The 19,557-nt window shown below is 50.9% G+C and carries 24 protein-coding genes and 4 pseudogenes; 26 read left to right on the plus strand and 2 right to left on the minus strand.

The annotated features are described in order from the left end of the window. Positions 1 to 32: 32 nt before the first annotated feature. From DXA36_RS14560 to DXA36_RS14595, 8 genes and pseudogenes are all read left to right on the plus strand, one after another. On the plus strand, positions 33 to 344 hold the full coding sequence (locus tag DXA36_RS14560) for a PcfB family protein (protein ID WP_330425036.1): 312 nt from the start codon (positions 33 to 35) through the stop codon (positions 342 to 344). Continuing rightward, positions 341 to 1,845, plus strand: a pseudogene (locus DXA36_RS14565) (type IV secretory system conjugative DNA transfer family protein). The gene DXA36_RS14560 and the pseudogene DXA36_RS14565 overlap by 4 nt, the downstream one beginning before the upstream one ends. Positions 1,846 to 1,914: 69 nt before the next feature. Further along, complete coding sequence (locus DXA36_RS14570; RefSeq protein WP_118680270.1) at positions 1,915 to 2,055, plus strand: Maff2 family mobile element protein; 141 nt, start codon at positions 1,915 to 1,917, stop codon at positions 2,053 to 2,055. A gap of 272 nt (positions 2,056 to 2,327) precedes the next feature. Continuing rightward, complete coding sequence (locus DXA36_RS14575; protein ID WP_008818014.1) at positions 2,328 to 2,813, plus strand: RNA polymerase sigma factor; 486 nt, start codon at positions 2,328 to 2,330, stop codon at positions 2,811 to 2,813. Continuing rightward, positions 2,806 to 3,510, plus strand: a complete 705-nt coding sequence (locus DXA36_RS14580; RefSeq protein ID WP_005921297.1) for a zf-HC2 domain-containing protein — start codon at positions 2,806 to 2,808, stop codon at positions 3,508 to 3,510. Before DXA36_RS14575 ends, DXA36_RS14580 begins: the two co-directional genes overlap by 8 nt. A 158-nt stretch (positions 3,511 to 3,668) precedes the next feature. Then, positions 3,669 to 4,127 (plus strand): RNA polymerase sigma factor, encoded by a 459-nt coding sequence (locus tag DXA36_RS14585; protein WP_023921375.1) that lies wholly within the window; start codon positions 3,669 to 3,671, stop codon positions 4,125 to 4,127. Then, positions 4,105 to 4,302 carry a helix-turn-helix domain-containing protein gene (locus DXA36_RS14590; protein ID WP_005921293.1) on the plus strand — a complete coding sequence of 66 codons (198 nt, stop codon included), beginning with the start codon at positions 4,105 to 4,107 and terminating at the stop codon, positions 4,300 to 4,302. Before DXA36_RS14585 ends, DXA36_RS14590 begins: the two co-directional genes overlap by 23 nt. Positions 4,303 to 4,359: 57 nt before the next feature. After that, positions 4,360 to 4,770, plus strand: a complete 411-nt coding sequence (locus DXA36_RS14595) for a hypothetical protein (RefSeq protein ID WP_015527903.1) — start codon at positions 4,360 to 4,362, stop codon at positions 4,768 to 4,770. On the opposite strand, the gene DXA36_RS32930 is transcribed toward DXA36_RS14595, so the two are convergent. After that, on the minus strand, positions 4,715 to 5,227 hold the full coding sequence (locus tag DXA36_RS32930) for a hypothetical protein (RefSeq protein WP_172679137.1): 513 nt from the start codon (positions 5,225 to 5,227) through the stop codon (positions 4,715 to 4,717). The two genes, DXA36_RS14595 and DXA36_RS32930, sit on opposite strands and share 56 nt — an antisense overlap. 73 nt (positions 5,228 to 5,300) lie before the next feature. Here DXA36_RS32930 and DXA36_RS14605 point away from each other — a divergent pair, with 73 nt between their 5' ends. The 16 genes and pseudogenes from DXA36_RS14605 (at position 5,301) to DXA36_RS32935 (ending at position 17,456) form a co-directional block, all read left to right on the plus strand. Further along, positions 5,301 to 5,699, plus strand: a complete 399-nt coding sequence (locus tag DXA36_RS14605; protein WP_117907923.1) for a plasmid mobilization protein — start codon at positions 5,301 to 5,303, stop codon at positions 5,697 to 5,699. After that, positions 5,671 to 7,293, plus strand: a complete 1,623-nt coding sequence (locus tag DXA36_RS14610; protein WP_055261120.1) for a relaxase/mobilization nuclease domain-containing protein — start codon at positions 5,671 to 5,673, stop codon at positions 7,291 to 7,293. Before DXA36_RS14605 ends, DXA36_RS14610 begins: the two co-directional genes overlap by 29 nt. Positions 7,294 to 7,477: 184 nt before the next feature. After that, complete coding sequence (locus DXA36_RS14620; protein ID WP_005927784.1) at positions 7,478 to 7,690, plus strand: hypothetical protein; 213 nt, start codon at positions 7,478 to 7,480, stop codon at positions 7,688 to 7,690. Beyond that, positions 7,680 to 8,429 carry a phage replisome organizer N-terminal domain-containing protein gene (locus DXA36_RS14625; protein WP_006555734.1) on the plus strand — a complete coding sequence of 250 codons (750 nt, stop codon included), beginning with the start codon at positions 7,680 to 7,682 and terminating at the stop codon, positions 8,427 to 8,429. Before DXA36_RS14620 ends, DXA36_RS14625 begins: the two co-directional genes overlap by 11 nt. Next, positions 8,426 to 9,280, plus strand: coding sequence for an ATP-binding protein (locus DXA36_RS14630; protein ID WP_118680271.1), 855 nt, complete (start codon positions 8,426 to 8,428; stop codon positions 9,278 to 9,280). The genes DXA36_RS14625 and DXA36_RS14630 overlap by 4 nt, the downstream gene beginning before the upstream one ends. Continuing rightward, positions 9,277 to 9,465: a transposon-encoded TnpW family protein gene (locus tag DXA36_RS14635; RefSeq protein WP_002569233.1), complete on the plus strand. Its 189-nt coding sequence runs from the start codon at positions 9,277 to 9,279 to the stop codon at positions 9,463 to 9,465. The genes DXA36_RS14630 and DXA36_RS14635 overlap by 4 nt, the downstream gene beginning before the upstream one ends. A gap of 111 nt (positions 9,466 to 9,576) precedes the next feature. Further along, positions 9,577 to 11,187, plus strand: coding sequence for a recombinase family protein (locus DXA36_RS14640; protein WP_055222985.1), 1,611 nt, complete (start codon positions 9,577 to 9,579; stop codon positions 11,185 to 11,187). 36 nt (positions 11,188 to 11,223) lie between these two features. After that, positions 11,224 to 11,304 (plus strand): annotated as a pseudogene (locus DXA36_RS34420) (Maff2 family mobile element protein); the annotation flags it as partial. 173 nt (positions 11,305 to 11,477) lie between these two features. Next, positions 11,478 to 11,699 (plus strand): helix-turn-helix domain-containing protein, encoded by a 222-nt coding sequence (locus DXA36_RS14645; RefSeq protein ID WP_118680272.1) that lies wholly within the window; start codon positions 11,478 to 11,480, stop codon positions 11,697 to 11,699. Then, complete coding sequence (locus DXA36_RS14650; protein WP_118680273.1) at positions 11,696 to 12,403, plus strand: LytR/AlgR family response regulator transcription factor; 708 nt, start codon at positions 11,696 to 11,698, stop codon at positions 12,401 to 12,403. Before DXA36_RS14645 ends, DXA36_RS14650 begins: the two co-directional genes overlap by 4 nt. Then, complete coding sequence (locus DXA36_RS14655) at positions 12,403 to 13,722, plus strand: sensor histidine kinase (protein ID WP_118680274.1); 1,320 nt, start codon at positions 12,403 to 12,405, stop codon at positions 13,720 to 13,722. The genes DXA36_RS14650 and DXA36_RS14655 overlap by 1 nt, the downstream gene beginning before the upstream one ends. 79 nt (positions 13,723 to 13,801) lie before the next feature. After that, a complete protein-coding gene (locus tag DXA36_RS14660) occupies positions 13,802 to 15,100 on the plus strand; it encodes a flagellin hook IN motif-containing protein (RefSeq protein ID WP_182479078.1) in 1,299 nt (432 codons plus the stop codon). A gap of 197 nt (positions 15,101 to 15,297) precedes the next feature. After that, positions 15,298 to 15,732: a hypothetical protein gene (locus tag DXA36_RS14665; RefSeq protein WP_118680276.1), complete on the plus strand. Its 435-nt coding sequence runs from the start codon at positions 15,298 to 15,300 to the stop codon at positions 15,730 to 15,732. 56 nt (positions 15,733 to 15,788) lie between these two features. Then, the gene (locus tag DXA36_RS14670; RefSeq protein ID WP_118680277.1) at positions 15,789 to 16,199 is read left to right on the plus strand and encodes a hypothetical protein; all 411 of its coding nucleotides are present in this window, start codon (positions 15,789 to 15,791) and stop codon (positions 16,197 to 16,199) included. Between the two features lie 612 nt (positions 16,200 to 16,811). Continuing rightward, positions 16,812 to 17,240: pseudogene (locus DXA36_RS14675) on the plus strand (RNA polymerase sigma factor). Positions 17,241 to 17,297: 57 nt separating this feature from the next. Next, entirely contained in the window at positions 17,298 to 17,456 is a 159-nt protein-coding gene (locus tag DXA36_RS32935; protein ID WP_182479088.1) for a hypothetical protein, read from the plus strand. Between the two features lie 353 nt (positions 17,457 to 17,809). Here the strand turns inward: DXA36_RS32935 and DXA36_RS14685 are convergent, their stop codons facing one another. Next, complete coding sequence (locus DXA36_RS14685; RefSeq protein WP_243114658.1) at positions 17,810 to 18,379, minus strand: response regulator transcription factor; 570 nt, start codon at positions 18,377 to 18,379, stop codon at positions 17,810 to 17,812. Between DXA36_RS14685 and DXA36_RS14690 the strand changes: the two genes are divergently transcribed. Both DXA36_RS14690 and DXA36_RS34245 read left to right on the plus strand, forming a co-directional pair. After that, positions 18,335 to 19,285, plus strand: coding sequence for an S-layer homology domain-containing protein (locus tag DXA36_RS14690; RefSeq protein ID WP_243114659.1), 951 nt, complete (start codon positions 18,335 to 18,337; stop codon positions 19,283 to 19,285). The two genes, DXA36_RS14685 and DXA36_RS14690, sit on opposite strands and share 45 nt — an antisense overlap. Beyond that, positions 19,286 to 19,396: pseudogene (locus DXA36_RS34245) on the plus strand (glucan-binding protein); the annotation flags it as partial. Positions 19,397 to 19,557: the final 161 nt, after the last annotated feature.

The raw sequence follows: 19,557 nt of genomic DNA on the forward strand, positions 1-19,557 counted from the left end.
GCCCCGATGTCCAGAGCTGCGGCAAGGTCAGCATGGACGAGCTGAAAAAGCAGTACGGGGACATGCGGGAGGTGGACGTGCAGGACAAGAGCCTGCGCAGCTTCGACCGCTACGCGCGGCAATACCGGGTCACTTACTCGGTGCGCACCAACGGCAAGGGCAAGTATCAGGTGTTTTTCAAGGCCCCCAACGAGGCCAACATGCAGAAGGCGTTTGAGAAGTTCACCGGGAAGAAGCTGCAAAAGGCGCAGCGCCCCTCGGTGCTGGCAAAGCTGGCAAAGTTCAAGGAGATGGTGAAAAAGCCCATCGTGGACAGGACGAAGCGGAAGGAGATGGAGCTATGAGACAGGTGAATATCAAAAAGCTGATTCTCCCCAACCTTCCGTACCTGTTCATCGGGCTGTTCGCCACCAAGCTGGGCGTGGCGTGGCGGCTGACGCCGGGGGCCGACTTCTCCGCTAAGGTGCTGCACCTGATGGACGGCTTCGCCGCCGCGTTCCAGTCCTTCGCCCCCAGCTTCCACCCCATTGACCTGTGCGTGGGCGTCGCCTGCGCCGTGGCCCTGCGGCTGGCGGTCTACACCAAGGGGAAGAACGCCAAGAAATACCGCAAGAACATGGAGTACGGCTCGGCGCGATTCGGAACCCCGGAGGACATCAAACCCTACATCGCTCCGGCCTTCGAGGACAACATCATCCTCACACAGACGGAACGCCTGACGATGAACAGCCGCCCGAAAGACCCCAAGACGGCCCGGAACAAGAACGTCCTGGTGGTGGGCGGAAGCGGCAGCGGCAAGACCCGCTTTTTTATCAAGCCCAACCTCATGCAGTGTACGTCAAAAACCTACCCTGTCAGTTTCGTCGTCACCGATCCAAAAGGCAGCCTCGTCTGCGAGGTCGGGAAGCTGCTGCGGCACAAGAGCTACCGCATCAAAATTCTGAACACCATCAACTTCAAGAAGTCCATGCACTACAACCCCTTCGCCTATATCCACTCGGAGAAGGATGTGCTTAAATTGGTGACGACGCTCATCGCCAACACCAAGGGCGAGGGCAAGGCCGGGGACGATTTTTGGGTGAAGGCGGAGACGCTGCTCTACACGGCGCTCATCGGGTACATACACTTCGAGGCCCCGGAGGAGGAGCAAAACTTCTCCACCCTGCTGGAGTTCATCAATGCGATGGAGGTGCGGGAGGACGACGAGGAGTTCGAGAACACCGTCGATCTGATGTTTACGGAGCTGCGGGAACGCGACCCGGATCACTTCGCCGTGCGCCAATACCTCAAGTGTGCGCCAACATCGGCCAGATTCCCAAGCTGGAAAAGCTCATGGCGACCATCCGCAGCCGGGAAATCTCGGCCTGCCTCGTCCTCCAGGCGCAGAGCCAGCTCAAGGCGATTTACAAGGACAACGCCGACATCATCATCGGCAACTGCGACTGCTCCATTTTTCTCGGCGGCAAGGAGCCGACCACCCTCAAGGAGTTGTCCGCCGCTTTGGGTAAGGAGACAATAGACACCTACAACACCGGCGAGAGCCGGGGCCGGGAGACTTCCCACTCGCTGAACTATCAGAAACTGGGCAAGGAGCTTTTGAGCATCGACGAGCTTGCCGTCCTGGACGGCGGCAAGTGCATCCTCCATCTGCGCGGAGTTAGGCCGTTTTTGTCGGACAAGTACGACATCACCCGCCACCCGCTTTACAAATATCTGGCCGACGCGGACAAGCGGAACACCTTCAACATAGAGCGTTTCCTTTCCACCCGGCTGAAACCGAAACCCGGCGAGGTCTACGACGCATACGAAGTGGACGTTTCCGGGGAGGACGCCGCCACCTCATAGCTGGCGGCAACCCCCGCAACGGGAAAGCGTGTCCTTCAAAAATATCTAAAACATTTTTGGAGGTACATTATGGAATTTTTCAACTCTGCTGTGGACGTTCTTCAGACCCTCGTTGTCGCCCTGGGCGCTGGCCTGGGCATTTGGGGGGCCATCAACCTTCTGGAAGGTTACGGCAACGACAACCCCGGAGCCAATGCTCATGTACGGTAGAGAAGCACAAAGCAAAACAAGGATAGCCAGCCCTGCCACTATTCCGAAGTCAGGGGAACGCAATAGAAAAATTCATAGCTGTATGCTATACTTAATTAGCATTTGAACATATCAAGCTGACACAGCAATCTCTTTGCTTGCCGTTAATGCGCGTCTACCAATAGTCCGCACAAAGCAAGAGTAGCGTAAAGGTATAAAAATTTCAAACTTCTTTGTAACGAAATTCCGATTTCTCCGTCTAACCTATGAAGCTGAAGGAGGTGATGACAAGTATGGACTATGAAAAGCTCTATAAAGCCTACTATTTACAGGTATACTCGTATACTATTTCTCTTGCCAAAAATCGTGAGATAGCAGAGGAAATCACGCAGAACACATTCTATAAGGCTGTTTCTACAACATCACAATTCAAAGGTAAGTCAGATGAATTGACATGGCTCTGCTCCATAGCAAAAAACCTTTACCATGATGAAATGCGAAGCCGTCAGCGAGTAGCTGATGTGAGTGAAATCAATGACTTGCCATCAAATGAAAATGTTGAGAACTCAGTTGCAGATTCTGACATGGCGTTCCGCATACACCTCGTTCTTCACCGTTTGGAAGAACCATACAAAGAAGTCTTTCAGCTTCGCGTATTCGGGGAACTATCTTTTTCACAAATCGCTGCAATTTTTGGAAAAACAGAATCATGGGCGAGAGTTACTTATCATCGTGCAAAGCTAAAAATTCAAGAAAGGATGGATGAAAAGCATGAGTAAACAATGCGATATTGTTCGAGATATTCTTCCGCTGTATGTTGACGGTGCTTGCAGCGAAGCAAGCGCAGAGATGGTAAAAGAGCATTTGAACGCCTGTGCTGACTGTAACGCAATTTATCAGAAATTGCTTTCTCACACGAGCGAAGATGTTCTTCACGAAGAAAGCGAAAGCGTTATTATGCGCCATGAGGCAAAAGAAAAGCAGAGAGGCAGAAAAAAGATAACGATTGCTGTTCTCGTTTCCATCGCTCTTTGTATCATTGCAATTTTTACAGCTCTCTTTCTGTTACCTATAAACATTGCTTATGAGCCTGTCAAAATCGACTTCCCATTTGAGGTTGAAGATGTCGAAAACGTTGAAATGTACCACTATGACGGAGTGCCTGAATCAGCAGAAAAGAAAGTAGTTGTTGCTGAAAATGATATAAAGACCCTGTATGATAAGTTCAAGGGCTTATCCCTAAAAGACAAAACGACTGAGGAAACTGCCGGAGCAGATGTGACCAGCTTTAGATTTAACCTCTCAGATGGAACAAGCTACGATTTGATTTACGCCTGCTATGGGGTTAAAAACGGCGAATTGAAGTCAGCAGCAGGCGGTTTTAAGTATTTCACAAGTGCGGATATCGGCTCTTATTGGAACAATTTGAATACGGAACTTGAGGCAATTCCTATCAATGAGAGTGAATTGCCGTGAGCAGATAGCAAACCCAGCCGAGCCTGTCAACGGTCAAGATGAACGGCGCAAATGCGCCGCCGTTGACAGCCCCGCCCGTCTTTGCTGTTCGGTAATCAAGAGGGCGACAGCACAAGATGCTGCCGCCCTCTGCCATTATTCAGAAAGGGGGATTTTCCATGACCGAACACGAAAAGTATCAAGAACATATCCGGCATACACACGATGCCTTTTGCAAGACTGTTATTCGCCACGCTGCCATAGACGCAGCCCGGAGCATACGGAGCCGCCGCAAGCGGGAAATCTCGCTTGAATATCTGATAGAAGAAAAACACTATCCATTCAGTACCACAGATAAATACTTTGCGGAGCAATCCGGCATGACCAGCTATCCGCTTTTCGTCTGTGGTCAGATGGTGCTTTTGGAAAGTCCAGAGCTTGCCGCAGCCCTGTCCGCACTATCACAGATGGAACAGGAAATCATTTTCTTGTACTACTTCCAACGATTGACGCATAGGGAGATTGGACGGAGATATGGACGGGCTGGCAACACAACCGGGCGGCGTATTCAGATGATTTTACGGCGGCTACGGGCAGAGTTGGAGGGTTTGTCCTATGAGCCAGCTACTTCCCTATGAGACAATCGTTAAGGCAAGCGAGGGCGACCCGGAAGCTGTTGCCGCCGTCCTATCCCATTATGCGGGATATGTCCGCTCTTGTGCGAAAATGGACGGACAGATTAACACGGATATGCAGGAGCATATCGTCAGGCAACTGATAGAAAGCCTGTTGAAGTTCCGCTTTGACCGCTAAACAGAAAAGTTGTATAATTAGAGCCTGACAAATTAAACTTCAATGAGGGTAGAGCAAATGGAACAGATTATCAATTATAGAGACATACCCACAGATAAAAGGATTGACATATTAAATGCTCTTGAGCGAATAGGTTTTTTTCCGGCATACGGCGGCGTGAGAACAATGCAGCAAATTATGGAAAAGTCAGTTCCAGGTTCAGGCCCACAATTCTATTTCGTTTTCCGTGAAAATGAGTTGATAGGGTACAATTTTCTCATTGGGGACACTAAGAAATATAAAGCGTTCCCATGGCTTGCTATTAGCAATATGGATGAGCAGAAGTTGACTGTTTGTGAAGAACTGATGAAAATACAAATTGCCTTTTTTGAAGAACTCGGAATGCAAAAGATAGCAGATCATTGCGTTAGGATTATGGAAGATTACAGAAAAGGAATTGGAAAGCGGAAAGAAAGCGATTGCAGATAAATTCCATTTGAAAAACGGCTGACAATTTAATACCGCCGCCCATCACAGCGGAAGATAAGCAGTAAATCTTGAAAAGGTTTACTGCTTTTTTTGCGCCCATTTTCAAAAATCTTTGGCAAACCACACCGCCGGATTGTTGTAGGGAGCAGACAGGGAAAATAAAAAAATTTTCGCTGCGTTTGCCAAAACGCCCCCTTTTCACCGTTGTAGTGGTGAACAGCGGGCAGAACACGCCGCCGCAATCGCTATATTGGTGGAGCAAGCCAGTATATCCGCAAACCAGAGCCGCCGAGGAAAGCGGTAGTTTTTTAGAGCAAGATTCTACCGCAGTACCAAAATTCGCTTTTCGCTCATTTTGCCCCTGCGGGAATCTTGTTGGGGAGTGCCTTCCCCAAACCCTGCTTATGCGGCTTGCGCCGCTTAAAAATCCTTCAAAATATTTTTTCGGATTTTTCAAAAACAGTTCCGCTTCACACCCCGTTTTTCTCCTATTAGTGAGAGGACACCACGCACAGAAAGGAGGTTTTACCATGCGAAAACGATACAACACACCGCACCGCAGCCGGGTAGTCAAAACACGCATGACCGAGGAAGAATACGCCGAGTTTGCCCAACGGCTTTCTGCTTACAACATGAGCCAAGCCGAGTTTATCCGGCAAGCCATAACCGGGGCAGCCATACGCCCCATCATAACCGTTTCTCCTGTCAATGACGAGCTGCTTGCCGCTGTCGGGAAACTGACCGCCGAATACGGCAGGATCGGCGGCAACTTAAACCAGATAGCCCGGACGCTGAACGAGTGGCACAGCCCCTACCCGCAGCTTGCCGGGGAGGTACGGGCGGTGGTTTCCGACCTTGCTGCCCTAAAGTTTGAAGTCTTGCAGAAAGTAGGTGACGCTGTTGGCAACATTCAAACATATCAGCTCTAAAAATGCGGACTATGGCGCAGCGGAAGCCTACCTCACATTTGAGCATGACGAGTTTACCATGAAGCCCACCCTTGATGAAAACGGGCGGCTGATACCGAGGGAGGATTACCGCATTTCTTCCCTTAACTGCGGGGGCGAGGATTTCGCTGTTGCCTGTATGCGGGCTAATCTCCGCTATGAGAAAAACCAAAAACGGGAAGATGTGAAAAGCCACCACTATATCATCAGCTTTGACCCACGGGACGGGACAGACAACGGCTTGACCACAGACCGGGCGCAGGAACTGGGGGAACAGTTCTGCAAGGCACATTTCCCCGGACACCAAGCCCTAATCTGCACCCACCCGGACGGGCATAACCACAGCGGGAATATCCATGTGCATATCGTCATCAACTCCCTGCGGATTTATGAAGTCCCGCTTCTGCCCTACATGGACAGACCAGCCGACACAAGGGAGGGCTGCAAGCACCGCTGCACCAATGCCGCTATGGAATATTTCAAGAGTGAAGTCATGGAGATGTGCCACCGGGAGGGGCTTTACCAAATCGACCTCTTGAACGGCAGCAAGGAACGGATAACGGAACGGGAATACTGGGCGGCAAAGAAAGGGCAGCTTGCCCTTGATAAAGAGAATGCCGCCAGAGAAGCCGCCGGACAGCCGACCAAGCCTACCAAGTTTGAAACGGACAAGGCGAAGCTGCGCCGGACGATACGGCAGGCACTTTCCCAAGCCGCCAGCTTTGACGAGTTTTCTTCCCTTTTGCTGCGGGAGGGTGTGACCGTTAAGGAGAGCCGGGGGCGGCTTTCCTACCTCACGCCGGACAGGACAAAGCCTATCACAGCCCGGAAGCTGGGGGACGATTTTGACAAGGCTGCTGTCCTTGCCCTGCTCACGCAGAACGCCCACAGAGCCGCCGAAAAGCCCAAAGCCATACCGGAATACCCACATACCCAAAAGGGACGCTTGCAGGAGGAAAAAGCCGCAAAAACCACCCCGGCAGACAACACCTTGCAACGCATGGTTGACCGGGAAGCTAAGCGAGCCGAGGGCAAGGGCGTGGGCTATGACCGCTGGGCGGCAAAGTACAATCTAAAGCAAATGGCGGCTACCGTTACCGCCTATCAGCAGTACGGCTTTTCTTCCCCGGAGGAACTGGACGAAGCCTGTTCTGCCGCCTATACCGCCATGCGGGAAAGCCTTACAGAGCTGAAGCAGGTGGAAAAGACGCTGGACGGGAAAAAGGAGCTGCAACGGCAGGTGCTTGCCTATTCCAAGACCCGCCCTGTCCGGGACGGGCTGAAACAGCAGAAAAACGCCAAAGCAAAAGCAGCCTACCGACAGAAGCACGAAAGCGACTTTATCATAGCAGACGCAGCCGCCCGTTATTTTAGGGAGAACGGCATTTCCAAGCTGCCAAGCTATAAAGCCCTGCAAGCAGAGATTGAAGCCCTTATCAAAGAGAAAAACAGCGGCTACAACGATTACCGGGCAAAACGGGAGGAATACCGCCGCTTACAGACTGTCAAGGGCAATATCGACCAGATTTTACGCCGGGAACGCAAGCCTGTGAAAAGGCAGGAACAGGAACGATAAAAACCGCCCCAAAATGTACCCGAACCTATACAGAACAAGGGGGCTGCCCCGTACCCTATCCGCAATACCAAAGGGTTTTTTAACGGGCTTACAGGGCAGAAAAACCCCGAAAATGATACCGAGATGATACAGAATTACCGCCGATACCGCCACACCAGCGGAAACGGCAGAAAGGAGCGCACCCATGCCAAGAATGAGCAAGAAACGGCGGCTGGAATGGTCTTTTTTCCTGCGGCAAGTGAAAGTTGGGAATACCACCTGCGACCGTATCACATACAACGACCTCTGCCGGGGCTGTACCCATAGCTGCAAGCAGAGCTTCCGGGCGGTTATCATACTCTGCCCCCGCTACTACTCCAAACGCCGGAAAAAGGAGGACAGGGACAATGGCAGATAACCGCAAGTATTACTACCTCAAGCTGAAAGAGAACTTTTTTGACAGCGACTCCATTGTGCTGCTGGAAGATATGAAAGACGGGATTTTATACTCCAATATCCTCTTGAAGCTGTACTTAAAATCGCTGAAAAACGGCGGGAAATTGCAGCTTGACGAGCATATCCCCTACACAGCGCAGATGATAGCGACACTGACCCGCCACCAGATAGGGACGGTTGAGAGGGCTTTAGAGATTTTCCGGCAGTTGGGGCTTGTGGAGCAGCTTGACAGCGGGGCTTTTTATATGACCGATATTGAGCTGATGATAGGACAGTCCTCTACCGAAGCCGAGAGGAAACGGGCTGCAAGGCTGGAAAACAAGGCACTTTTACCGCCCCGGACAAAAGGCGGACATTTGTCCGACATTCGTCCACCAGAGATAGAGATAGAGTTAGAGAAAGAGATAGAGATAGAAAAAGAGAGAGAGGGAGAAACGGGACACCCCGCCCCCGCTGCTTATGGCAGATACAACAATGTGATACTGACCGATACAGAGCTTTCCGGGCTGAAAACAGAGCTGCCCGACAAGTGGGAGTATTACCTTGACCGGCTTTCCTGCCATATCGCTTCCACCGGGAAGCAGTACCACAGCCATGCAGCCACCATTTACAAGTGGGCGCAGGAGGACGCTGCCAAAGGCAAGGCTGCCCCGAAACAGGGCATACCCGATTATTCATGCAAGGAGGGCGAGAGCTTATGAAAAACGAGATTGAAGCTATGATTACGGACATTACAACCACTACCACCGAAGCGGAGGATTACACAGGCGAGGACGGGCTTTTATACTGCGGTAAGTGCCATACGCCCAAAGAAGCCTATTTTGCAGAGGGAAAGACTTGTTTCGGGCGTGACCGCCACCCAACAGACTGCGACTGCCAGCGGGCAGCCCGTGAAAAGCAGCAAGCCGCCGAAAGCCGACAGAAGCACCTTGAAAAAGTGGAGGACTTGAAACGCCGGGGCTTTACTGACCCTGCTATGCGGAACTGGACATTTGAGCATGACAACGGCAGAAACCCACAGACCGAAACCGCCCGCTTTTATGTGGAGAGCTGGGAAACCATGCAGGCTGAAAATATCGGCTACCTGTTTTGGGGAGGCGTGGGGACGGGAAAAAGCTACCTTGCCGCCTGTATCGCCAACGCCCTTATGGAAAAAGAGGTTGCCGTCTGCATGACAAACTTTGCAACGATACTGGGTGACCTTGCCGCCAGCTTTGAGGGCAGGAACGAATATATTTCCCGCCTTTGCAGCTACCCCCTGCTGATACTTGATGATTTTGGTATGGAGCGAGGGACAGAATACGGGCTGGAACAGGTTTACAGCGTGATTGACAGCCGTTACCGAAGCGGCAAGCCGCTGATCGCCACGACCAACCTCACGCTGGAGGAATTGCAGCACCCGCAGGACACGCCCCACGCCCGTATCTATGACAGGCTGACTTCCATGTGCGCCCCCGTCCGCTTCACGGGCAGCAACTTCCGAAAGGAAACCGCACAGGAAAAGCTGGAACGCTTAAAGCAACTGATGAAGCAGCGAAAGGAGAGCCTATGACAGAAACCAAACAGACAAGCACCACCAAAACAGACCGCCGCCCGGACTGTGTAACGGAAATCCGCATGGGCAACTCCGTCCTTACCGTTTCCGGCTTCTTCAAGCAGGGCGCAACCGACACCGCAGCCGACAAGATGATGAAAGTGCTGGAAGCGGAAGCTGCTACACAAAAAACGGCGATTTGACCGACCATAAAGAAGCAGATTTGACGCTTTTGCCGCTATACAGACAGCCGCCCCATGTGGTACAATCAAGGTACGGAATAGTGGGGCTGGCTGTCGGAAACGGAGGATTTTATGTTAAGACAGACCAACCAACAACCAATTACCGCCCTTTACCCAAGACTATCCCATGAGGACGAGCTGCAAGGCGAAAGCAATTCCATTTCCAATCAGAAGCGTATCCTTGAAACCTATGCAAAGCAGAACGGCTTTTCCAATCTGCGCTGGTACACGGACGACGGTTATTCTGGTGCGAACTTTCAAAGACCCGGTTTTCAAGCCATGCTTGCGGACATTGAAGCCGGAAAAGTCGGGACAGTTATCGTAAAGGATATGTCGAGGTTAGGGCGAAACTACCTGCAAGTGGGAATGTACACGGAAATGATTTTCCCACAGAAAGGTGTCCGCTTCATCGCTATCAATGACGGAGTGGACAGCGCACAGGGCGACAATGATTTTGCCCCGCTGCGGAATATCTTTAACGAATGGCTGGTGAGAGATACGAGCAAGAAAATCAAAGCAGTGAAACGCTCAAAAGGCATGAGTGGCAAGCCTATCACAAGCAAGCCTGTGTATGGCTACCTCATGGACGAGGACGAAAATTTCATCATTGACGAGGAAGCTGCACCCGTAGTCAAGCAGATATACAATTTCTGCCTTGCCGGGAATGGTCCGACCAAGATAGCCCGTATGCTCACAGAGCAGCAAATCCCCACGCCGGGGACGCTGGAATACCGCAGGACGGGCAGCACCCGCCGCTACCACCCCGGCTATGAGTGCAAGTGGGCAACCAATACCGTTGTGCATATCCTTGAAAACCGGGAATACACGGGCTGCCTGGTAAACTTCAAGACGGAAAAACTCTCTTATAAAGTCAAGCACAGCGTAGAAAACCCGGAGGAAAAGCAAGCGATATTCGAGAACCACCACGAGCCTATCATAGACACCCAAACATGGGAACGGGTGCAGGAGCTTCGCAAGCAGCGCAAACGCCCCAACCGCTATGATGAAGTGGGCTTGTTCTCCGGCATACTGTTCTGTGCAGACTGCGGCAGTGTGATGTATCAGCAGCGATACCAGACGGACAAGCGCAAGCAGGACTGTTATATCTGCGGCAACTACAAGAAACGCACCCATGACTGTACAGCGCACTTTATCCGCACCGACCTCTTGACCGCTGGTGTACTATCCAATCTGCGGAAAGTGACCAGCTATGCGGCAAAGCATGAAGCCCGGTTTATAAAGCTCTTGATTGAGCAGAACGAGGACGGGGGCAAGCGCAGGAACGCCGCCAAGAAAAAGGAACTGGAAGCCGCCGAGAAACGCATAGCCGAGTTATCCGCTATCTTCAAGCGGCTGTATGAGGACAGCGTGACCGGGCGCATATCAGACGAGCGTTTCACAGAGCTGTCGGCAGACTATGAAGCAGAGCAACGGGAACTGAAAGAAAAAGCCGCCGCTATCCAAGCGGAGCTTTCCAAAGCACAGGAAGCCACCGTGAACGCAGAAAAGTTTATGAATGTTGTTCGGCGGCATACCAGCTTTGAAGAACTTACCCCTACTCTGCTGCGGGAGTTTGTAGAGAAAATCGTTGTACATGAGTGCAGCTATGACGAGAACAAGACCCGCAGACAGGACATTGAGATTTATTATTCTTTTGTTGGCAAGGTGGACTTGCCCGAATAACCGCCCGACCTATCCGACACAAGAGCTAAGTGCCGGATAGGAACGGCAAAATTTTTTACACTTCTATTACTTCTTTATCGCACATCAGTAAAAAGCCAGGGCATGAAGCACTTGATACCCAATTAGAGGCATAAGAAAATACAAATAAAACAGTTGTGTATGCCGCAGTTTTAGGAGTTGGATTGCAAGCAAACATTGTGTTTTATCAAACAGAGCGGTATAATAGCTAGCAATAGGGACAGCCTTAGCCATAACACCGGAATACCAACTAGAAAGGCAGGAGCAACGTTATGAAAATCAGCTATAAGCCGCTATGGAAAACACTGATAGACAAGAATATGAGCAAGCGGGATTTACGTCTGCAAGCACATTTAACAACAAACCATATTGCCAATATGGGCAAGGGCGAATATATTTCTTTGCAGACTTTGGTAAAAATTTGCGATACGCTGAACTGCGATATCTCCGATGTGATTGAGCTGGTTCATGACGGCAACGGAGGCACAAGATGATAACAGTTGCGATTTGCGATGATGAGCCGTATTTTTTAGTCCACTTACGCAAAAGTGTGGAACACTATTTTTTTATACAAAAGCAGGAAATTCAAATTTTTGAGTTTGATAATGGAGAATCGTTACTATCAAGCGGGCAAAATTTTGATATGATTCTGATGGACTTAAAACTTCCGGGCAAAAATGGATTAGAGATTATTCAACAGTTGCGCAGAGAAAAGTGCAGATGTCAGGTTATTTTTATTACATCTTATCAAGAGTACGCTTTACAGGCGTTTCAGGTTGATGCGGTTCATTATCTGCTTAAACCCATTACGGACGAAAATTTGTATCAAGCCCTTGACCGGACCATTGAACGCATGGGAAAAACCGACTCAAAAACACTGACTATAACAAAGGGGGCTTGCACAGAAATTGTTTTTATTAAGGATATTTTATATTGTGAAGTTATGGATCATAGACTTTATATCCATACAAAAGACACGACATATAATTATTTGGGTACGTTAGACGAACTACATAAGAAACTGGACAGCCGCTTTTTTCGGTGCCATAAAAGCTATATTGTAAATATGGAAAAGGTCGTCAGTAAGCAGGGGGATGCTGCCACTGTAATAGGGGGCGGCCAAGTCTTAATATCCAGAAGAAAACAGCAGGAATTTGCACAAAGTCTTTTGAAATTTGTAAGAAAGGAGCTGCTATAATGAATTTTCTTACCATAATGTTTTACATATGGTGGCTATTGATAAACGCGTTTTATAGCTTTGCTGAGTATGATTTTTTCTCTCGATTTGCATTCAGAAAAACCAAGCTGCGCTATTTGTTGCTTTACATTGGAATTATCTGCTTTTTTACTATCATTGAACTTTCTGTACGACCACCTGCTTTGCTGCGCGAGTTTTTTCATGCAGCAATTATGTATGTATTTATGGCCTGCTCTTTCAAGTACAAAAGTTTAGAAGGTGTTACTCCAATCGTTATTATATTTTCTTTGGAAACTTTCATGGAGGGCACTTCTGCCATTCTAATGCGCTGGATCGTGGGGAGAATTACTGCATCGGTCTTTGGCAACATCATTCAGATGTCATTGTCCGTTGTACTTGCTCTGCTGTTTTATTTCATTCTTCGCTATGTGGTAAGCTGGCATAAATCTTCGGCTGGTCAGGCCGCTTCCTCCTACTTATATGTGCTTCTGCTGCCATGTACATTTATCGTTTGGGTGGTGCGGTTTGGATTTGGCTTGGATAACACGAATCTAACAAATGCGGAATTTCCCTTTTCCGGGCTCCCCTTGGCCTGGGCGCTGCTTGCAATCAGCGGCGCAGCCGTTACTTTTTTTATTGTTCTGAAAGTATTTGAAAACATTATGACATTATCGCAGCAGAAAACGGAAAAGGCTTTATTGGATAATCAATTACGTGTGCAGAAAATGTATCTGGCAGAGGCGCAAAAACGCGATGAACAGTTATCCTCCTTTCAGCATGATATTGACAACCATCTCTCCGTTTTATTTGGATTGCTGAAAGAAAAAAAATACAGCGACGCTGAACAATACTTTCAAAAATTACAGATAGCCTCTACCGCTCTGCGCCGTAATATACACACCGGTAACGCGGTGCTTGACGTCTTACTAAGAGAAAAAATAGGCTATGCTGAGCAAAATCAAATCGCGGTTTCATGCCACGCGAGTTTGCCTCCCAATCTACCTGTTGATGATATGGATTTGTGCATTATTGTTTCAAACACTTTGGATAATGCGATTCAAGCATGCGCGAAGACAAGGGAATGTGAGCCAAAGATCGATATTACAATAAAAGTACGGCGTCAATTTTTATTGATTGAAATCACCAATACAGCGCCACCTATGGTTACGACGACACTAGGGATAGGTCTTAAAAATGTGGTCAGATCAGTGGAAAAATATCAAGGTACAATGGAAATTGGGAATGACGCTGGGCGCTATCGCATCAGCGTTTTACTTTGCTTAGCAACGAGCATTTCACCGGATACGCAGGAAAAATAACCGTTCACGCTACAGGGCTTTCTTTATGCCGAATGTGTGCGATATAGCATATAGAAAGATTTTTGTGGGAGGTGAAATTATGTCAATTCAGTCCATGCTATCCGCCAGTACGGCCATGTACCAGATTCAGTCCATGCAGTCCCTACGCTTCCAAACGCAAAGGCCCGTTCTGAACCCTTGGCGCAGTATGGTTCCAAACTATGCGCAGATGAACGACAGAATATTGGGCCGTGTTCTGTTTGACAAATACTCACGCATGAATGATCAGATAGATGCGCTTGCCGCCTATGAGCGTGAATCGAAAGCGTTTGATTCTGAGTTTGATTCCGTATTCGGTGAGCTGAAAGCATCATCATCGGCCCTGAAGCCTTATAGCGGCGACAGTGTTTTCCACCCTATAGGTTATGGCAGCAGCAATTCCGATGTGGCAACGGTGACGGAGAATACGGCGGCGGTGACGGCTCCAATCCATTTAGAAGTTACGCAAACAGCGGCCTCCACGTCCTACGCCTCTAGGGCGCTGAGTTCCGAGGGGAATTCACTGCAGGGGCGGCATACGCTGAACATCACCGGCTCCGATGGAACCGTCACCTCAATCCATGTGGAATTTGACTCTACGGAAGATAATAAAACCAATCTGAATCGGATGGCTGCGGCGATTAACGAAAGGAATCTGGGTATTACGGCTTCCGTATCCGAATCGGACGGCAAAAGCACCCTGGTCTTTACTGCCGACAAAACGGGCACAGAACACGCATTTACAGCGGAGCTGAGCGGCGAAAGTTCCGCAAGAGTCGGTTTGGAACAAAAGCGGCAGGCCAGGGACTCCAAATACACGGTGGATGGCGGCGAAGAACAGGTGTCACAGAGCAACGAGATCAAGCTGCTGGACGGCGATCTGGGCGTCACGCTCAGAGGGACCGGCAGCACAGACATTGCTCACAGGACGGTAGACGACGCCCAGACTGTGGAAGCGGTGAAGAAGTTTGCAGACAGTTATAACAAGGTGTTGAGCTTTCTGGGCAAGTACAAAGATAAATCCAGCTCGCTGAACAGTATGGCATATTCTTATGGCCTCACGCGGTTGATGTCGGGAACCCTTTCCCATATTGGCATTAATGTAGACGGCAAGGGAGCCCTTTCCGTCGATGAAGTGAGGCTCAAGGATGCGCTCAGAAATACCCGTGAGGATGTGGAAAAGGTTCTAGGCCGCTCGGTTAACCCTTATGCCAGAACCGAAAGCATACTCATTCAGCGGCAGGCTCACAGTTTTTATCCCAAACCTCAATCGTTATCTGATTCCAACTATATGTATGGACGCAACCGAAAATATGTTAGTCCCAATATACATGGAATGTTCTTTAGTTACCTGGTCTAAACCGCAAAAGCCCTGGAGAGGAGTTGTAGCAAAATCTTTGTTTGCTACAACTCCTCTCCAGAGCTTTTATGTGGTAATTCGCCGGATACGGAGCATAGCTGACCGTTCACGCAACGGCCCTTTTTTTCCACTGAATACGTGCGATATAGCATATATAGAAAGGTTTTTCCTTTCTAACTTTTGTTGGAGGTGAAATTATGTCAATGCAGTCAATATTGTCCGCAAGCGCGTCTATGAGCCGTATTCAAAAAATGCAGTCTGTCCGCTCCAAAACCCAAGGGCAAATTGATGTCTTAAACGCGGAGATCAAGCAAGACGGCGGAGATTCCAAAAAGGAAGAACAGGTCAATGCCCTGGAGGAGCAGTCCGCCAACCTGACGGGCAATCTGATGGGTGAACTGAGCGGCGTCAACGAAACACTGAAGCCGGAAAAGGAGCCCACAAAGCCCGAGGAAGATACAAGCAAAGGCGATAAAGTTCCGGATACCGATCAGGTGGAACTGTCTAAGCCATCAGACGCAACGATAGAGAGCAAGGCGATCCGAAGCAATGCACCGGCGATCTATGACGCGGCGGGCGAGGTCAAAGAAGCAGTTCTCTCTCCTGAAAAGAGACTGGACATAAAAGCGTGAGTAAGGCGTACTACTGAAAATGAGTCTAAAATTGCTGTAGAAAGGACGGATACAAAATGTCAATGGTAGTAAAACCGGGCTATGTAAATCCCCTGACAATGATGGGACAAAAAAAGACTGGACTGACACCGGCAGTACACACACAGCAGAAAGGTGAGCAAAAAGACGATGTGAAAGACCTGGAGACAAAGCAGCAAGGTCTTCAAAATCAAATTCTGCTGATGAAGAGCACCACCTCAACCGGAACTGCCGGAACTGAAGAGCTGGAGCAGAAGCTGGAGGAAATCTCCACAGAACTGAAAGCTGCAAAATCTCAGACAGTACAGGCGGCAGATACCCAGTCGATGAGGAGAAGATTTGACACATATGAGCCTGCCAAAGAAGAAGTAGATTCCTGCGGCCTCTACAAAATACAGCAGGACGAAGATAAATATCAGGTTCTTTTCTCCCCTTATTCTGACCAATAGTAAATGATTTTTCACAACACGACAGTAAACTTTAAAGCCGTCGTGCAGTGGAGTGGTTCTATGCCCTTTTATGGCGGCTTTGAGGATAATCAAAGCCGCCATTTTTATGCGGCCATTGGAGGCCGCACATGAGCAGATCCCCCTTTTGCATTACCCCCTAACCGGAGGACAAGCCACAACAGAATAGCGAAAAAGTCCAACAGGGCGCAAGTGAAAGACCAATCACTTGCGCCCTATTTTTATGCGACAAGACCAGATCTATTCCGTTGTGATTCGTCTGCGATTGCAGCCGAACGCCGGGGATATTTGCAAGGATTCCGCACCGCCCTTTTAACCGGGCCGCCAGTTTATAAAAAGTTTAGAAAATCCGGCACAGGAGGGCCGGAAACTTTTCTTTTCCAGCCGGTCAGGTTCGGGCCTCGTCGTCGCAAACTGCGCTATGTTCCTTCGGGCGCTTCGCGTCCGAAATCCGCCCGCTCCGTTGCTCCTCCTCTCCCCACAAAATCTGCGATTTTGTGGGGACCCCCAATCCCCGATGTTCGGCCCCGCTGCCGTTCCCCGCCTCCCCCGTTTCGATTCGCGCAAACCCAAAGCGAAACGGAGGAAAGGCAGATGGAAGTCACCATCAAAATAAACGGACAAGCCCTGTCCGTGGAAGTCAGTGTCGAGGTTTACGAGTGCCTTGACCGGGCCGACCACTAAGAGGAAAACCTAGCGCACGAGAAGCGCCGCCATTGGGACATACGGGAGTTTGACGAGTACATAGTCGCTACCGAGGGACATTCGCCCTATCAAGAAACGACGGAAGAACAGGTCTGCCGCAAAGAAACGCGGGACGAACTGCTTTCCGTTCTGGAGAGCTGCACCGAAGCGCAGCGCCGTCGGTTCCTGCTCTACGCACTGGACGGGTTGAGCTTTGAACAGATCGCCCGGCTGGACGGCTGCTCAAGAGTCGCAGTTCATTACAGCATAGAAGCTGTACGAAAGAAATTTAAAAAGTTTTTCAAAAACCACCTTAACGAAACGCCGTTTTCGGGCTAACCAAGTGAGGGACAGGCTTTACCGCCTGCCCTTCTTGCCATTTTAGGAGGTCAGCCCATGACGGTAATCAATCTGAAACTCTACTACTATGGGGACTACCGCAAGGCCCGCGACGAGATGAAGGAGCTGCTGACCGTCAAGGCCAATGTTGACCGGCTCATGGGCTATGACGAGAAAAGCGCCGAGCAGGAGAAAGAGAAATCCCCGGCCCGGTGACGTTCCCCCGCCGTGGTTTTCCCGGAGGGAAAGCGCACAGCGCCTTTCCCTCTTGTCTGCCGTAATTGCGCGGGGCGGGGGCCGGGTCAAGAGTGCGGCGGGACGCCGCACCGCCATCGGCGGCTTGCTCTTGACGCGGTTTCCGCCCTGTGCTACTCCTGCGGGCCGCGCCCGCATAAGCGTCCGAAGGACGCGCAGCCAGCTCCGGCACGGAGCTGTTCAAGGGGGATTGGGGGCGCTGCCACCAACAAGCAAAATGGGGATCGCCGCGTCAGCGGGATTCCCATTTTGGCCTGTGTGTATTAACACAGGCATCGCTTGCCGGTTTCTCTGCTCCAAGCCATCCGTTTCCATCACTCCGCGCTTTCTCTGCCATCGGGAGCCTGCCCGATCAGACCCAGCTCCTTCGCTTTCAGCACGGCGTCCATCGCGTTGTTCACCCCCAGCTTTTTATAGGCCAGGGACGTATGGGATTTGATAGTTGGAATACTGAGGCCCGTCATTTCGGAAATCTCCGCGTTCTTGTAACCTTGGGCAAGCAGCTCCAGCATAAGCGTCTGCTGCTTTGACAGCTTGACGGGCTTATCCGTTTTCCCGCCTGCTTCCGTCATGTATCCCCTGTGGCTGGTGCCGAAGCTGTGCGCCGCCAGCATGACGGCGTTTACATAGGCGCGGGTAAGGGGGCCGGTGTATTCTTTGCCGCCCACTTTTGAGAGGATGCGCTTCAGGACAGGCACCACGGCCTCGCCCTCATCGGCGACCACCCGGACAAAGCCATAGGGCTGCAATACTTCCAGCGTTTCCGTAAGCTCTTCCTCCGCTTCGTTCTTCCGGTTTAACGTCCAGTACAGCGCGGCGTAGGCCCGCGCGGTGGTGAAGTGCTGGAAGGAACGGAAAAATTCAATATGGTCGGTGTCCGTCACATAGTAGCGGTCCAGCCATTCCCGGGCCGCGTCACCGTGGGGCTGGCCTATAAGCCCGCCACTGCCGAGCAGACCGGCCGTCTGTTCCTTGTTTACAGCGCGGACGGTAGGGGCGCGGAGTGGCTGTATCAGTCCAGCTATGACAGGAACAGCGGAAATGTGATTGCCTCCACCGGGCATTTCAGCGTGTACGGTGTGGGATATAAGCCCGCCCCGGCCTTTACCGACACCGTGAACCATTGGGCCAAAGCGGATATTGACTTTGTGGTAAGCCGTGGCCTGCTGGCTGGAACCGGCGACGCCACCTTTACGCCAGACGGCACCACCACGCGGGGAATGTTCGTGACGGCATTGGGACGGCTGGCCGGGATAGACCCCTTAGCCTTCTCTTCCAGTCGGTTTAATGACGTTGCCGCCACCGCCTACTATGCGCCCTATGTGGAGTGGGAGGCCTCTAAGGGGATTGTCACCGGCACCGGGGACAAGACCTTTAACCCCGACGCCACCATCACCCGCGAACAGATGGCGGCCATTATGCAGCGTTACGCCGACAAACTGGGGTACACCCTTCCCGTGGCCCGTAAAGCGGAGATTTTCGCGGACGAGGGGCAGATTACCAACGGCATGAAAAACGCGGTACAGGCCATGCAGCAGGCAGGCGTGATGAACGGCAAGGGTGGCCACCGTTTCGGCCCCAAGGACACCGCCACCCGCGCCGAGGCCGCCGCCGTCCTGCGGCGTTTCGTGGAGATCGTCATAGACCCCGCCGCCGCTGGCGGATGGGGGCAGAACGACGCGGGGCGCTGGCTCTATTATCTGGACAGCAAGCCCGTCACCGGCTGGAAACAGCTTGACGGCAAATGGTATTGGTTTGACGCTGCGGGCCTCATGCAAGCCGGGGGCTGAAAGCAGATCGGCGATAGCTGGTACTACTTCTACCCGGACGGCAGCATGGCCGTGAACACCAAGGTGGACGGCTATGAGGTCGGCCCGGACGGCAAGCGGAAAGAAGATTAACAAAACAAGTGCGTCACACATACGGACGGGGCAGCGGGCGTAGGGAGTACCCTTGCCCGCCGCCCTGTTTCGGGAAAGGGGTTGTCATGGAAAAATGGGTATTGGCCATCGGTTACGACAAAGAAAAGTTCAACGAAGCCCAGCGCGAATCCTTGAAATAC

This window comes from Eisenbergiella sp. OF01-20 (genome assembly GCF_003478085.1).
Taxonomy (GTDB): Bacteria; Bacillota; Clostridia; order Lachnospirales; family Lachnospiraceae; genus Eisenbergiella.